15 protein-coding genes are annotated in these 15,875 nt (G+C 37.3%); 5 read left to right on the plus strand and 10 right to left on the minus strand.

Annotated features, from left to right (window positions below; genetic code table 11):
* Positions 1-40 precede the first annotated feature (40 nt).
* The gene (locus tag I6F65_RS00550; RefSeq protein WP_197111002.1) at positions 41-1,228 is read left to right on the plus strand and encodes an iron-containing alcohol dehydrogenase; all 1,188 of its coding nucleotides are present in this window, start codon (positions 41-43) and stop codon (positions 1,226-1,228) included.
* 603 nt (positions 1,229-1,831) lie between these two features.
* On the opposite strand, the gene I6F65_RS00555 is transcribed toward I6F65_RS00550, so the two are convergent.
* Complete coding sequence (locus I6F65_RS00555; protein WP_024612115.1) at positions 1,832-2,572, minus strand: FadR/GntR family transcriptional regulator; 741 nt, start codon at positions 2,570-2,572, stop codon at positions 1,832-1,834.
* Positions 2,573-3,262: 690 nt separating this feature from the next.
* Here I6F65_RS00555 and eda point away from each other — a divergent pair.
* Positions 3,263-3,880 (plus strand): bifunctional 4-hydroxy-2-oxoglutarate aldolase/2-dehydro-3-deoxy-phosphogluconate aldolase, encoded by a 618-nt coding sequence (gene eda, locus I6F65_RS00560; protein ID WP_024612114.1) that lies wholly within the window; start codon positions 3,263-3,265, stop codon positions 3,878-3,880.
* Positions 3,881-3,961: 81 nt separating this feature from the next.
* On the opposite strand, the gene I6F65_RS00565 is transcribed toward eda, so the two are convergent.
* Both I6F65_RS00565 and I6F65_RS00570 read right to left on the minus strand, forming a co-directional pair.
* Positions 3,962-4,957 (minus strand): Gfo/Idh/MocA family protein, encoded by a 996-nt coding sequence (locus I6F65_RS00565; RefSeq protein ID WP_024612113.1) that lies wholly within the window; start codon positions 4,955-4,957, stop codon positions 3,962-3,964.
* A 28-nt stretch (positions 4,958-4,985) separates the two neighbouring features.
* Positions 4,986-5,993 (minus strand): AraC family transcriptional regulator, encoded by a 1,008-nt coding sequence (locus I6F65_RS00570; protein WP_197111010.1) that lies wholly within the window; start codon positions 5,991-5,993, stop codon positions 4,986-4,988.
* A gap of 216 nt (positions 5,994-6,209) precedes the next feature.
* On the opposite strand from I6F65_RS00570, the gene I6F65_RS00575 reads away from it, so the two are divergent.
* Entirely contained in the window at positions 6,210-7,814 is a 1,605-nt protein-coding gene (locus I6F65_RS00575) for a GMC family oxidoreductase (RefSeq protein WP_197111012.1), read from the plus strand.
* 27 nt (positions 7,815-7,841) lie between these two features.
* Here the strand turns inward: I6F65_RS00575 and I6F65_RS00580 are convergent, their stop codons facing one another.
* From I6F65_RS00580 to I6F65_RS00590, 3 genes are all read right to left on the minus strand, one after another.
* Positions 7,842-8,657, minus strand: coding sequence for a class I SAM-dependent methyltransferase (locus I6F65_RS00580; RefSeq protein ID WP_024612110.1), 816 nt, complete (start codon positions 8,655-8,657; stop codon positions 7,842-7,844).
* 3 nt (positions 8,658-8,660) lie between these two features.
* Positions 8,661-9,062 (minus strand): hypothetical protein, encoded by a 402-nt coding sequence (locus I6F65_RS00585; RefSeq protein WP_024612109.1) that lies wholly within the window; start codon positions 9,060-9,062, stop codon positions 8,661-8,663.
* 67 nt (positions 9,063-9,129) lie between these two features.
* Positions 9,130-9,549 carry a DUF3429 domain-containing protein gene (locus tag I6F65_RS00590; RefSeq protein WP_166109241.1) on the minus strand — a complete coding sequence of 140 codons (420 nt, stop codon included), beginning with the start codon at positions 9,547-9,549 and terminating at the stop codon, positions 9,130-9,132.
* Positions 9,550-9,830: 281 nt separating this feature from the next.
* On the opposite strand from I6F65_RS00590, the gene ahpC reads away from it, so the two are divergent.
* Both ahpC and ahpF read left to right on the plus strand, forming a co-directional pair.
* Positions 9,831-10,400 carry an alkyl hydroperoxide reductase subunit C gene (gene ahpC / locus I6F65_RS00595; protein ID WP_010555287.1) on the plus strand — a complete coding sequence of 190 codons (570 nt, stop codon included), beginning with the start codon at positions 9,831-9,833 and terminating at the stop codon, positions 10,398-10,400.
* A 138-nt stretch (positions 10,401-10,538) separates the two neighbouring features.
* The gene (ahpF, locus tag I6F65_RS00600; RefSeq protein WP_197111014.1) at positions 10,539-12,122 is read left to right on the plus strand and encodes an alkyl hydroperoxide reductase subunit F; all 1,584 of its coding nucleotides are present in this window, start codon (positions 10,539-10,541) and stop codon (positions 12,120-12,122) included.
* A gap of 248 nt (positions 12,123-12,370) precedes the next feature.
* Here ahpF and I6F65_RS21955 read toward each other — a convergent pair whose 3' ends face one another.
* The 4 genes from I6F65_RS21955 to I6F65_RS00620 form a co-directional block, all read right to left on the minus strand.
* Positions 12,371-12,505, minus strand: coding sequence for a hypothetical protein (locus tag I6F65_RS21955; protein WP_269435948.1), 135 nt, complete (start codon positions 12,503-12,505; stop codon positions 12,371-12,373).
* A gap of 39 nt (positions 12,506-12,544) precedes the next feature.
* A complete protein-coding gene (locus I6F65_RS00610) occupies positions 12,545-14,572 on the minus strand; it encodes an ATP-binding protein (protein ID WP_197111016.1) in 2,028 nt (675 codons plus the stop codon).
* A 202-nt stretch (positions 14,573-14,774) separates the two neighbouring features.
* Positions 14,775-14,996 carry a hypothetical protein gene (locus I6F65_RS00615; protein WP_024609595.1) on the minus strand — a complete coding sequence of 74 codons (222 nt, stop codon included), beginning with the start codon at positions 14,994-14,996 and terminating at the stop codon, positions 14,775-14,777.
* 9 nt (positions 14,997-15,005) lie between these two features.
* Positions 15,006-15,776, minus strand: a complete 771-nt coding sequence (locus I6F65_RS00620; protein ID WP_197111018.1) for an undecaprenyl-diphosphate phosphatase — start codon at positions 15,774-15,776, stop codon at positions 15,006-15,008.
* Positions 15,777-15,875: the final 99 nt, after the last annotated feature.

Consider the following 15,875-nt stretch of genomic DNA (forward strand, 5'->3'; position numbering starts at 1 on the left):
ACTAAAAAAATAAAACGTAATACAAGTAAGGTAAACGAATATGACACCTTTTAATTGGTGCTTTCCCACTAAATTAATCTATGGGCAAGGTAGGGTTTGCGAAGTCGGTACTATTGCAGCCCAATATGGTAAAAAAGTAATGATAGCTACTTATACCCCAGGCTCAGCTCTTGACCCCGTGATTAATAAGGTAAAAAGTGTATTACTTGCTGCGGGTTTAGACGTTACTGTATTTGCTGGAATTGAGCCTAACCCTCGTACCCAAGCCATTGATAAAGCAGTTGAAATTTTTAATGCCGAAAAATGCGATCTAATAATAGCACTTGGTGGTGGTAGCATTATTGATGCTTCTAAGTACATTGCTGCAACTGCATTTTCTGGTGGTAAATCATGGGATTATGTTACATGTAATGAACATGTTGGACGTGAATATACAGGCGCGTTTCCTATAATTACTATTCCAACAGTTTCAGCTTCAGGTTCTGAAGTTAATGCGTCTGGGGTAATTAAAAACACAGAAACTAAAGAAAAAACGCTTTCTTATTCGCCATACTATTTACCAAAAGTAGCTATTGTTGATCCAGAGATTTTAGCTTCTGTGCCACTGCGATTAACTCAAGATAGCTGCATTGATATTTTTTCGCATTTAGTAGAGCTCTACCTTTGCGATGAGGATGAGTCTGAATTTTCCGACCGTACAACGGAAGGAATGATTTTATGCGTTAAGGATAACTTTGAAAAAGCTCTTGATGATTTAGGTGATGCTAAAGTACGTGGAGAACTGGCTCTTTGTTCTGTATATAGCCGCTCAAATTTTAAGGCACGAGAGCATTTAGGTTGTATGTCGATGCATGCGATTCAAATGCCATTAAGCGCTCATTACGATTTACCGCATGGTCGTGGCATGGTTATTATTATTCCTGCGTATTTGGAATATTTAGCAGACGTACTGCCACATCGCTGGGCTAAACTAGCACGGCGTTGTTTTGGTGTAACCGAAACTGACGATAGTAAAGCCGCTAAAATGCTTTCAACCGAAGTTGTTAAGTGGTTTAAGAGTACTAATTCGTTTTTAACATTGGGAGATGTAAGCATTCCTGATGAGAAGTTTAAAAAAATGGCGCAAGACGCTGTTCGTATACACTCAGTTAATAGGGTCAAAAGCCACAAAGGCGCGCGCTCAGTTAGCGCAGCAGATGTGTTGGCTATATATAAACTTTGTAAGTAATAAACATTTATTGAAAATCTAATTTAAAAAAAGCTTCTTGCACACACTGCAATCGCTAAAGCGTCCTCTCACATAGATTCTTTAGCATCCACTGCAGTGAGAGGAAACCAAATCCCCGTATGGGGATTTTTTTATGCCTGATGAAAATAATTAAGCTTATATTTCATTTAACCTGAACCTGATTAAGGTATTCGCCAAGGTATTCAACTGCAAGGATATTGATGCTTTATCTAGCCAATGGTTTTAGTGGCAATAGGTTAATTGGCACGTCAATAGCTGGACTGTTGCTGGTAAATGCACCGCAGTTAGGTGTTAGCGTGGAAAACAGCTGCTTGAGATAGATTTATCTTGAACTTAAGTTACTTGGTTACTCATTTTAAGGGAGTGTACTAATTACATTAAAACTGCGCGTAAATGCATTTGGCGTGTTTTAAAATATTAGCTTCTAACTGTTCGAATGTACCATTAAAATTGCTTAGGTTAGCTTGTAGAGATTAATAATAGGTATATGAGGGTTTATTGTAGAGCGTTAATAACGCTGATAAGTATAAACGTGAATACTAAATTAAAACTAGCCAGCACAGGGCTGACTAGTTTTAGAGATTAATGAGCGCTTTTAACTAGACCGTCAAGTGAATAAAGACCGCGTTTTTCGCTATTTTTTCTTTTTATTTCTTCAAGTGCACGTGCTTCAACAGCATCAAATAACGCATTTATTAATCTATTAAAATGCTGGTGCATTGCTGAGCGTGCAGCATTGGCGTCGTGTTTTTGTAATGCATTATAAATAGCGGTGTGCTCATCCATTACACAATCGTCATTATTTTTACATACGCTGTTATAGTCAGCCACAATTTGCGAATTGGTTAAACGTAAATCCCACAAGTTAGCAACAGCAAACTCGAGTGCTCTGTTGCGCGTTGCGCGAGCTATTATTTCATGAAATTCACGATCAGCTTGTTCTACATACAGACCTTCTTGCATTGCTACTAATGTTTTATGTAGCTTAGCTAGTTCTTCTTCTGTAATGCTTTGCGCTGCTAAGGCTGCAATTTCACCCTCAATTAACGCGCGAGCTTGAGTTAACTCAAACGCACTGATCTCTTGAGACTTTATTGGCGCGTCGTGTTTTTCAACAACGTAAACGCCAGAGCCTGTTTTTACTTCAACACGGCCGCGCACTTCTAATGCGATAATAGCTTCTCTAATCGTAGGGCGACTTACGTCAAACATTTCTGCTAGCTCTCTTTCTGGGGGTAAACGACTCCCAGCAGAAAACTCACCTTGGTTTATTAAAGACTCAACTTTATCAACTATGCGCCAAAATAAGCGACGATTTCCCATATTTTACCTTCATTACCTTAAGGACCATTGGCGCTAAGTCCTATAAAACCTAGAGTATAGACCAAATGTTAAGACGAAAGGTTACCGTAAAGTTAACCACAATGTCAAAAATCAAAAACGATGTTATTACCAAAAACTACAACATATTATTGGTAATTTTATCATATATTACCAATTTTAGTTGAAAATAAATTAATTGGTAATCTTGATTGGTAAATTTTCATGTGCTATTTTTGCTAACTAAATAGAGTTAGCTTATTAATTTTAATATGCCGATGGTAAGGTTTAACTGGCTAAAGGTTGTTTTGATAAAAATTATAAAAACAATATTTGAGTAACTATACGTATAAAATTTATTTATAACTCAAATAATTTAATGAACAACAAACCAATAAATTATTACATAAAGAGCATAATAAACGCACAAAATGCATTTTATATCTGGCTTTTACGTCAGTACGGCTTATTAATACCAAGTATTAAGTAAAGGTAGTGTACCAATATAACTTTTACAAAACACGGTGATTTCTGCAAAAAGCGTTGTTAGCAAAGCTTGTTAAAACGTGAGTATCACAAACAAAATATGACAGATGTAATTAATTTCACATCTAGAGCGACCAAAGTGACTATAAAGCACTAAGGCGCATTAACTGATAGGCACGTATTTTACGTGACTTAAAGAGGTAGGTTATGTTGTTTTCTGAGTATATGAATGGTCAAAAACTATTACCGATCATCCAAACGGATTGCCCAAGGACGGGAGTTTCTATTACCCAAGCTATGCATGCTGCAGGAATAGATTTAGTAGAAGTAGTGTTACGTCACGAAAGCTCTCTTGAAGTGCTTGAAGCAATCAAATCGGCTATGCCAAATTTAAAAGTAGGTGCGGGTACAATTATTGATACGCCTATTTTAAAAGATGCGCTAAATGCTGGTGCAGATTACATTGTAACACCTGCTGTAACCCCTAAATTACTTGATGCACTAGTACAAAGTGGTGTGCCGGTATTACCGGGTGTTTCTAATACGTCAGATATTGCATTAGCTTATCAAGCTGGCTTTAGAGAAATGAAATTATTTCCGGCAAACCTTGCTGGTGGTATTAACTTTTTAAATGGCGTTAAAAGCGTATTTAGAGAATGCCAATTTTGCCCTACTGGCGGTATAAACGGTGCTAACTTTAATGACTTTTTAGCGCTTAAAAATGTATTTGCTGTTGGCGGTACGTGGGTTGTAGATGCAAAACACGTTGAAGACAAAAACTGGCAAGCAATTACAGATGCTTGTAAGCCAGTGTTGTCGCTTTAAAGTTAAATTAGACTTCCCATGGGCGTTGATTGTCGTTGGTTAACGCCCATCTTAAATTTAGCTATTAAGGCAACTTATACCTTAAATTTGCTTGTCATTTGGATAAATAACCCCTAATTGCGCTCGTGCTTCGTCAAGCACATTCATAACATTTAGTGAAAGTTGATGTGTATTAACATCTGATTCAAACTGATTTTGACTCGCTAATTTCATAAAATGCTCAACTTCAAATTTCATAAAGTGCTCATCAAACGCGATAGATACTAATTCACGCTCTCCATTATTTGCAATAAATTCTACTTTTCTAAGTTGTGATACAGCTTCGATACGAATACGACCAAGTTCACCTTGTATCTCGGTTATATTATCGCCTTGCGATATTTTAGAGTAACTAATAACCGCTTGTTTATCAGCGTAGTTTAGTAATACATCACCTGCGCCATCTACACCGGTATCAAGTAATACACCGCTTGCACTTACATTATTGGGGACTCCCCACAGTGCTATTAATAAATAAAGCGGGTAAATGCCTAAATCGACTAGCGCGCCGTTAGCAAACTCAGGTAAAAAAGTATTTGGGCGTTCACCATTTTTGTATTTATCGTAGCGAGACGAATACTGACTGTATTGCCCAATATATTTACGCGGTGTGCCTATTTTAACCATTGCTTGTTGTAATAGTGCAAAGTTTGGCAGGTGGGTAGTCATCATCGCTTCCATATATAAGCGTTGATGCTTTTTAGCTGTAGCAATGATGGTTGTTAGTTCTTTAGAATTTGCTGCTGATGGTTTTTCGCCAAGTACATGTTTACCAGCTTGCAAACACATTACGGCGTATTGTTTATGCAAGCTATTAGGGGCGGCTATGTATACGGCATTAACATTATGATCCTGACATACTTGCTCTATTGAGGTGAAGATTTTTGCTTGTACATTTTGTGGGTGCTTGGCTAAAAATGCTTTTGCGCTTGATTGTGCACGTGAACACACTCCATATAAGTTAAAACCATTTAATGTATTTGCAGCGGCTAATAAAGTGTCGCTAATAAAATTGGTGCCAACAATAACAAAGTTCATACCCACTCCTTAGAAAATAAAAGAGCGTTTATTCTATCATTTTTTTAGTTCTATATGCTCTAGGAGAGCAACCAAACCAGCGTTTAACATTAGCACTTAGGGTTGCTTGCTCTTGATACCCTAAAAGCTCTGATATGGTTGATAGAGTATATTGGTTTTGCGCTAAATAATGCGCAGCTAAAGCACGGCGTGTGGCATCTTTGAGTTTTACAAAGCTTGTATTATGTTTAGCAAGCTCCCGGTGTAAAGTACGCGGATGCATGCCAAGCGCAGCTGAAATAGTTTGGTTACTACATTGATAAATAGGGAGCATGGGTCTTATTAACGCACTGACTTGATTAGGTAATTGTTGTGCGTGCTCTGCATTTTTTGCTAAAAAGCTTAGCGCTGCCCGTACTTTGCTTTGTTGTGTATGTTCAAGCTTAAGTGCTAAATCACTTTTTGTAATTACAATACCGGCGCTATTGCGATGCTCTATCACTTTACAGCCAAAATAAGCGCTATAAGCACGTGTATTAGTACTTAATTTTTGGGGTAAAAATACTTTAATTGGTTTACAGCGATTATTACTCAGCTTTTTAATAATAGCTAACGCTAAACCAATGGTTAGTTCAAACGCTTGGTTAATATTAGGTAAGGGTTTTAGGTTAATTTCGAATGATAAAAATAAGCTTTTTTCATCCTCTAAAGGATGAGACGTTAAGCTCAGTGCCGGACTGTGTAAATGTAAGTATTTAACAACCCAGCTAAGTGCATCACCTAAATTAGTTCCGCTTTTTGCTGCTATTGCAACGTGCCCTAAAATATCAAAACTTTGCCTACTGGCAAGCTTAATACCAAAACTAGAGCAATTGAATTTACAAGCGCAGTACTCTAATAGTTCAGCGTAATAACGATAAGGTAAATATTGGTTTTCGAGGTTTTTAAAATCAACGTTAATATTACAGCTTTGCAGAGTTGTATGCGGATCTCCGCCTAATTCTAAAATTAGCGTATCTATACCCTGCAATGCCGTAGCTCTAATCAGACTGCTCATAGTTAACCTTAAGTATTGCTAAAAGTGCTAAAAAAATATCGAAAAATCACTGAAAAAAGCACTGCCAATTTATTAAAAATTAATAGTGCTAGCTAGTTAAATAATTAACCAGTTTAATACATTTACTGCAAGCCATGTCTAAAAATATCAAGTTTTACTGGCTTTTAAAATGCATTATTGCGGCTAAAGCGGTTTGAATTTTACTTAGGGTACACCATGAGCATCACAACATTTGACTACATTGTAATTGGCGCAGGCAGTGCCGGTTGCGTAATTGCCTCGCGGTTATCTGAGGACAAAAATGTAAGTGTGTGTTTAATTGAAGCTGGCGGTAGTGATAACAGCGCGTTTGTACAAATGCCTGCGGGTATTGCAGCGAGTGTGCCTTATGGCATTAATAGCTGGCATTACAATACCGTACCGCAAAAAGCACTTAATAATCGTTGTGGGTTTGTACCTAGAGGCAAAGTGCTGGGTGGGTCGAGCTCTACCAATGCAATGGTTTATATAAGAGGAAATAAATACGATTACGACCAATGGGCTTTTAATGGTAATACGGGGTGGGATTTTGATAGTTTATTGCCTTATTTTATTAAAGCCGAAAACAATAAAACGTTTATACGTAACGAACTGCACGGTGCAAAAGGCCCATTACATGTACAAGATTTAAATAATCCAAGCCATGTAAACCAGTATTTTTTAAATGCCTGCGCCGAGCAAGGCGTTAATATTAGCGACGATATAAATGGCAAAGAGCAAAGCGGTGCACGTTTATCGCAGGTAACTCAGCATAATGGTGAGCGCTGTAGTGCGGCAAAAGCGTATTTAACACCGCATTTAAACCGATTAAATTTAACTACATTAACGAATAGCCACGTTAATAAAATAAATATAAAAAACCACACCGCAAAAGGAGTACAAATAGAGCGTAATAACCTGGTTGTTGATTTGATTGCAAAAAAAGAGGTCATACTTAGCGCCGGTGCTATTAATTCGCCACAAATATTAATGCTTTCAGGCATTGGACCTAGGGAACACTTAAAAGCGCATAATATTGAAATTGCCGTACCGCTTGAAGGTGTGGGTGCTAATTTACAAGATCACCTAACGGTAGTGCCATTATTTAAAGCTAAATACAATAAGGGTACATTTGGAATGAGCCCATTAGGTATAGGGCATATTTTAAAAGGGTGTGTAGATTGGTTTAGTAAACGACAAGGGCGTTTAACCAGTAATTTTGCAGAGTCGCATGCATTTATAAAGCTATTTGAAGGCTCACCTGCGCCCGATGTACAACTAGAGTTTGTTATTGGGTTGGTTGATGATCATAGCCGTAAACTTCATTACGGACATGGTTGCAGTATTCATAGCAGTATTATGAGACCTAAAAGTAGAGGCACTATAACTTTAGCCAATAGAAATCCACGTAGCGCACCACTTATTGACCCTAATTATTTAAGTCACCCTGATGATTTAAAGGTAATGTTATTGGGGCTTAAAAAAACACTCGCTATTATGCAAAGCAAAGCCTTTGATAATATACGCGGAAAAATGGTTTATCCGCTTGATATAAATAATGATGATCAGCTTATCGCCTTTATTCGCCAAACTGCAGATACCGAATACCATCCGGTTGGTACATGTAAAATGGGGCAAGACTCAATGGCAGTGGTAGATAGCAGCTTACGAGTATATGCAATGAGTAATTTGCGCGTGGTTGATGCGTCTATTATGCCAAATATTATAACCGGTAATACTAATGCACCGGTTATTGCTATTGCTGAAAAAGCAGCTGATTTAATTAAACGCGAAAACGTATAATTAAATCAACTGTAGTAGGGCTATTAATTAGCTATAAAACTCATTTAACCATTGTTGCCAATCGCTCTCAAGATGCAACATTTGCTGATGCTTTTTAGCGTTTAAATGTTTAGTTTCGTCCTCGCTTGCCATGTATGGACCAACGCGGCAAAGCGAGCAATGATTAGGTGTTAAGTAAGCAGGCTTTGTGAGCTGTGGGCTTAATTCACTAGTGTGTGTATCAATATTTTTAGGGCTAAATACGTAGGTTATACCGCTGGTATCTTTTACGTGCTTATCTCGGTCAACATTACGAATTTTATAGCCTTCAAAGTGGCTAATATCAAATTGCATTTGTCCACAATATTCAATGTTTAGGCGATCGTTTAAACTGCCTTCTATATTCCACTCACGATACGGTTTAACATCTTTAGAGGTGATGTAACATAGCATTGGACCACCAGGGTCTAGTGCAAACTCATTAGCGTATTTAATAAATTGATGTAGCAAGGCGCGGTTAAGTACATTCATACTGTTTTGGCGTGTATTGCTTTCAAACGCTTCGCGCCCTACAAAAGCAGGAATTAACGGAAACTGAAAAATCACCACATCAAAGCTATTTAAATACCCTTTTAAGCCTTGCCAACACGCCGTATTTGTAACATCAAAGCTATTAAGTACGTGAACGTTACGCGCCTTTAGGTTGTTTAGCGCGTTGTTTTGGTATTTTTGCTCAATGGTAGTTGCGTCGTCGTAGGTAGAAGCAACTAGCGTTTGTGGGTTTACATGGTTACGGATGGCATTTGAAAACGATAAGTCGCCATCGCCCACCGTAAGGATCCGCCATTTATTATTTAAATACATAATTTACTTTATATTTTTACTTTCTGTCGAACTAACATTGTCACTATTAGTTTGTGCTTTTGCTGCTATTAAACGGTGAAACGCGAGTCTGGTTTTTAATCCTTCAATCGCGATTTGCTTAATAATAAGATTAAAAGTAATTAAAATGGCAAATGCAATATGGATAGGACCATGGGTAAACCCTGCATTAGTGTCGTAAAGTGTTAAACCGAATAATAAAAATAGCACGACTAAAAAGATTTCAAGTAATTGGCTTGAATAAAAACTTAAACGACCTTCGCTTTTATGGTCTTTTTTAATGCGTATAGCACAAAAAAATGGGATCACTTTGATTTTAAATGCAGCGTTTTTTTCTACGTAGTTTTCGCCAAGTTCATCAAGTTGTTGGCGTAGTTGGTCAATCATGGTGTGTCCTCAAATAGCAGTGCGCGGATATTACCTTATTACCGCGCAATGTTTAAGTTTACAACCACTATTTAGGGTAAATACTCATACCAATAGTAAGGATATGACAAACAAACACAACGGAGGTAAGTACAACACGCATTTTTTGATAATCTTTGTGGTAGCTTTGCCACTGAGGTGTGGTTTTTTCAAAAATAAGTACTAGCCAAAAACTGGCGCCTAACCATGCAAGTGTCCACTCGGTAGGTATAAACGATAAAAATGGAATAGGAATAACAGGCAATACAGCTTTAATTGCATTGCTATAGCTTTGCTCGCCCGCACGCCATAAATTACCCGCCATAAAAGCCAATATAGCAATACTGTAAAAAGTAAAAAACTCTAAGTTAAGGCTATTACTGCCAAACATGAGTGGCCAACCTACACACCCTAAAAAAGGGATTAAGCCCAAGTAACCTAGTTGGATGTGGTTAACAAATTTTTCCATTACGGTGTGCCTTATATTTAATGACTTATTTGAAGCGCGGCTATTGTAGCAGTATTGGGATTAGCGATCTTAATAATTCGCCAACTTTACAATCCTAAGAATGGTTACGGTAAAAGGTATTATAAAGTTCAATCCAAAAAATCGATTGTTTTAATCTAAACAATCAATTTTATTTAATTCCTCATTAGCCGTATTGTACTAATCAAGCCAACGCGACAGGCCACTTTAATTGGCAGCGTTGATTACTTTATAAATACTTTAAATATAAATGAGGAAATACCATGAGCACTTCTTTAATTAATACAAAAATACAACCATTTAATGCAACCGCTTACCACAACGGTGACTTTGTAGAATTGTCTGAAAAAGATGTTCTAGGTAAATGGTCAATCTTCTTCTTTTACCCAGCAGATTTTACATTTGTATGTCCTACTGAACTTGGCGATGTTGCAGATTATTACGCACAACTTCAAGAAATGGGCGTAGAAGTTTACTCAGTATCTACTGACACTCACTTCACTCATAAAGCATGGCATGACACGTCAGACACTATTGGTAAAATTACTTACCCAATGATTGGTGACCCAACTGGCCGTATTACACGCAGCTTCGGTGTAATGATTGAAGAAGAAGGCTTAGCACTTCGCGGTACATTTGTAATGAACCCTGAAGGCGAAATTAAAATTATTGAAACTCACGATTTAGGTATTGGCCGTAGCGCTAAAGAACTAGTTCGTAAAGTTCAAGCTGCACAGTACATTGCAACTCATGACGGTGAAGTTTGCCCTGCATCTTGGCAGCCAGGTGAAGACACACTTGCACCTTCACTTGACCTAGTTGGTAAAATTTAATTTTAATTAAACCAACGTTATAAATTAAGGCAGGAAACTGCCTTATCCTTTGCCATCAATATTTACTCTGAGATTTAGCACATACATTGATGGCATGGGGTTACTGCTGTTTTATTTATCCATTAAAGGGCTTAAGCCATGTTAGACAACAACATTAAAAATCAATTAAAAAGCCATTTTGAATCGCTTAAACATTCAGTTGAGCTGCTTATCGCCTTGGACGACAGCAAAAAATCAACAGAAGTAGAAAGTCTCGCAAACGATTTAGCATCGTTGAGCGACAAAATTACAGTAATAAACAACCCAGACACAAGCGCACGCCGCCCGTCTATGGTTGTACATTCGCCTTTAAATAATACCCACATTACGTTTGCGGGTGTACCAATGGGGCACGAATTTACAAGTTTAGTGTTAGCACTTTTACATACAGGCGGTCACGCAAGTAAAGCAAAAAGTGAAGACATTGAACAAATACAATCGCTTACTCAAGAGCTTAACTTTGAAGTATATATAAGTTTAAGTTGCCAAACATGTCCGCAAGTAGTGCAAGCACTCAATACGATGGCAGCGACAAACAGCAATATTAAAGCCACGATGATTGATGGCGCATTATTTCAAGCAGAAGTAGAAGAGCGAAACATTTTAGCGGTACCGGCTGTATATTTAAATGGAGAACCATTTAGCCAAGGTGCACTAAGCCTTACTGACATACTTAATAAAGTAGATAGTAAAGGTGCAGAGCGACAAGCTGCATCGCTAAGCAAAAAAGACAAGTTTGATGTGCTCGTGATTGGCGGCGGGCCAGCAGGTGCATCGGCCGCTATTTATTCAGCACGAAAAGGTTTAAATACCGGTATTGTTGCCGACCGATTTGGCGGACAAGTTGCTGACACACTTGCCATAGAAAATTTTATATCAATTAAAGCAACAGAAGGTCCAAAATTAGTTGCTCAGCTTGAAGAACACGTTAAAGAATACGATGTAGATGTAATGCATAATCAGCGCGCAGCAGGGCTTACTAGCGGTAGTAATGGTTACGAAATTACGCTTGAAAATGGCGCAGTGTTAACTGCTAAATCGTTAGTGCTTGCAACCGGTGCGCGTTGGCGCGAAATGAATGTACCTGGCGAGCAAGAATACCGTGGTCATGGTGTTGCATATTGCCCCCATTGTGATGGTCCTTTATTTAAAGGTAAACCTGTTGCAGTCATTGGTGGCGGTAACTCAGGAATAGAAGCCGCAATAGATTTGGCAAATATTGTTGAGCATGTAACCGTGCTTGAATTTGCAGATACACTTCGCGCTGATGAAGTCCTTATTCGTAAAGCAAATAGCCTAAGTAATATTACTATTATTAAAAGTGCTCAAACAACAGAAGTACTTGGCGATGGTAAAAAAGTTACCGGTTTAAGTTACACAGACCGTGTTTCAGGTGAAAGCAAACAGCTTAACCTTGCGGGTATATTTGTACAAATTGGCTTAATTCCAAACACTGAGTGGTTAAAAGACAGCGAACTTGAACTCAGTAAGTTTGGTGAAATATTAATTGATGCTAAAGGTGCTACTTCGTTACCTGGTGTATACGGAGCAGGGGATGCAACCAACACTCCGTTTAAACAAATTATTATTGCAATGGGCAGTGGTGCTACAGCAAGTTTAGGCGCATTTGATTATTTAATTCGTCACAGCGATGAAACAGAACAAGATCAGAACGCTGCTTAATATTATTTAATAAAAAATTTAATAGAAATCTCTCTTGATATAACAGCGTTCACCCATCGCTGTTTGTTCACCCAAGCCGCCCTTCTCCAAAGGCGGCTTTTTTATGTCTGTTTTAAATAAGTACGAATATTTAAGAGTGTTTAAACTAATCACACCCGCCACCAGAATCACTACCACTGTAATCATTATGTGATGCGCTACTATCTGTATGATTTGACGAACCACGGTTTGATTTAGCAGTCGTTGTACTAATAGCTCGTTAATAGTAAAAACCCAGATACAGCAATAATTATAATCAATGATTGCCACTCTTGAGTTGAGAAACCTTTAAATAGCGCTATTGCTAATACAGTAAGTAAAACAATTCTAAATATACTTTTCATTGTTATTCTCTATGTAGTTCTTTAGTTCTTAAATTTAAGTTAATTAGTTTCAATTTTTAACAGTTTTACGGCGGATGCAATTGCCATTTCTAATGAGTGCATTTTAAAGGGTTTAGATATAAACATATCCATACCAGCTTGCTTACATGCAAGCTTGTCTTGCGATGAGGTATTTGCTGTTAATGCAACTATGTAAGTAGCCTCTACTGTGCATATATTTTGTGAGCGCAGTTGTTTGGTTGCCTCAAAGCCATCCAATATTGGCATAATACAATCCATAAAAATAAGATCGTAATGCTTTTGTTTGCATTTAAATATGGCGTCTTGTCCATCTATAGCAAAGTCTGGCTTTATATTGAGTTTACTTAACGATGCATCAAGAACTAATCTATTTATATCGTTGTCATCCACCACTAAAACAGAAAGCTTACAGGCATTAATATTTATTTTTGATAACGGATTTAATTCAACTGTTGTCTCATTTCCAAGCTCGATAGGGATACGCAACGAGAAAGTAGTGCCTTGATTAACAATACTATTTACTTTTATTTTGCCACCCATGTACTCAACAAGCTCTTTAACTATTGCAAGCCCAAGCCCTGTGCCACCTTTACTGTTTTTAGCATCGACTTCCTGAGTAAAAGGAGAAAATAAAGATTTAAGAAAGCTACTCGTCATTCCTTTACCTGTATCGCTTATATCAATGTTTAGCGTTTGTTTATTTTTTGCCTTAGTTATAGATGTATGCAGCTTTACCAAACCACGCTCGGTAAATTTTAACGCATTACTTAATAGATTGGAGGTAATTTGGCTGAGCCGAGCGTTGTCACAGTAAACCCAACAATTATCATTAATTTCATTGTTAATTATCAACTCTACATTGCCGTTTTTAAATAAAGGTGTGTATAACGAGCCGAGATCAGTAAAAATTGTTTTTAGCAAAAAGTTGGTTGGCTCTAGCGTTAACTCGCCATGGTTTATTTTTGAAAAATCCAACACTTCATTAATTATACTAAGGAGTATATCGGCGCTACGCAGGGCTATTTTTATTTTTTCGGATCTTTTTTCTTCGCTATGTTCATCTATAAGTGTGGTTAGCATTCCGGTAATGCCATTTAGAGGTGTTCTTAGCTCATGACTTATTTTAGCAAGCAGCATACTTCGATCCTCTAGCAAGCGTTCTGCTTCAATTTTTTTATTTTGCAGTTCTTCTCTTAGTATTACTGACTCGGTTACATCTTGAAATGTGCCAAATAGGCGCACGCATTTATCCTCGTTAAACTCTGCCTCACCAAACGCAGACACCCATAAGGTATCTTTATTTGCTGTTACAAGCTCAAGCTCTAAATGCCATTTCTCACCATTTTTTATAGCTGACTCGACAGCCGCGGCAATACTTTTTCTGGATTTCCCTTCTTTGTAAAACTCGATGGTAGAGTCAAAGTCTGGCGTAAAAGAGTCATCTACTTGATGAATACGTTTAGTTTGCTTACTCCATGATACCTTTCGCTTAATTAAATCAACTTCCCAGGTGCCTATGTTAGCTACCTTTTCTAATTTAATAAGTGTTTTACTGTTTTCTATTAATTGAGTTTTAGTAATTGCTCGAGCAAACTCTGAACCTAACCATTGTGCAAATAGTTCAATGTAATCGTAGGCTTCATCGGTAAATACGGGGGATTTATTAGCTGAAGAAAAGTTAACGGTACCAAATATATCGGACCCAATTTTTATAGGTGCACCAATATATGATTCAAGCTGAAAATTAATATAACAAGGATGGTTTGCAATCGTGCTTTGCGAGGCGTTATGAAATGCAAGCGCTGAATTTGCCTCAAGTGTGTGTACACAATAGGTTCCATCTAAATCAAACGTTGTACCTGTAGGTAATGAGTTATCAGGGGTAATTACGTAGAGTACGGTGTACAAATTATTTTCAACTTTACTAATAATAGCTAAATCAAGGTTAAAAACCTCAAGCCCAAATGCCAAAAGGTTTTGAGTTTTGTTCTCAAAGTTTAGGTTTTGGTTAGATACAATATCGTGAAAGCGTCTTAGAAAATTCAATTGAAAACATCCTGTTATTTTTGGAATTTATTTAATAATTTATAGATATTATTAAATGCTATATGGCTAAAATAACCTTGGTTTTAGTTGGTTCTAATCCGAATTGCTTATCAGTTATAATAGTTATTAGATTTTAGTTAATCAAATTGACAATAAATTAAATACACTGTAAATAAGGCTTTATTCACTGTGTATTTTTAACTTAGTACGTTGAGTTTGGTGTGTACTCTGGGTTTATGTCGCCACCCACTTCGTCGGGATCTACATCGTTTATAAGTAGGGTTTCGCGAACGGCTTCTATGTGATCAAGTACGATTTGGTAACGCTCTCCGTATTCGTATTTAGTTACTTCAATAGCTTGAGGCATGTAAGTAAATGCAATTTTAAGGGCGTGGAGTGCTTCTTCGTTTATTTTTTCGCTCATAATATTCTCTTATGTGTAGGCTATGGTTAATAAAATAACACCAAATATGATTCGATAAAATCCAAAACTTACAAAAGTGAAATTTTCTAAAAAGCGTATAAATAATTTGATTGTAAAATATGCAACTATAAAAGCAGTGGCAAACCCAACGGCAAGAGCGGTTAGATCATCAAAAGTAAATAATTGATAATGTTTTAGTAAATCGTAACCAGAGGCCGCAGCAAGTACAGGTAAGCCAAGTAAAAACGAAAACTCTGCACTGGCTTTACGATTTAAACCACACAGCATAGCACCAACAATAGAGCTTCCTGCGCGACTAGTACCTGGAATAAGCGCAAATACTTGTGCTACGCCAATCCAAATAGCTTGTTTGTAAGTAACTTGCGTTACATCAGTTGTGGTGCAGTTAGGCTCTTTATAACTTTTCTCTAGTAGTAAAAAAATCACTCCACCGACAATAAACATTACGCCTACTACGGGCACACTAAAAAGTGTTTTTATTACATCGCTAAATATAAAGCCAATAATGCCTAAGGGAATAAATGCAATGGCGACTTTAAACCACAAGTTTAAATATTTAGGGCTGAATTTGTCTTTGTAATTGGCAAGTACTGCCAATATAGCTGCTAGTTGAATAATAACTTCGAATGCAAGATTTGCGTCGGTTGACTCTATCCCCAACCATTTTGATGCGACAATTAAATGCCCAGTTGAAGAAATGGGTAAAAACTCAGTTATACCTTCGATAATACCTAAAATAATTGCGTTAATAATGTCCACGCTCAATATGTTCCTAAATAAAAATGTACGCAGGGTGCGTACTTAAAGCCAAAAGTGTCGCGTAGGATAAAAGTTTATAGGCAATATCAAAAGCGCTTT

Source organism: Pseudoalteromonas sp. SWXJZ94C (assembly GCF_015864385.1).
In the GTDB taxonomy this organism is placed as follows: domain Bacteria; phylum Pseudomonadota; class Gammaproteobacteria; order Enterobacterales; family Alteromonadaceae; genus Pseudoalteromonas.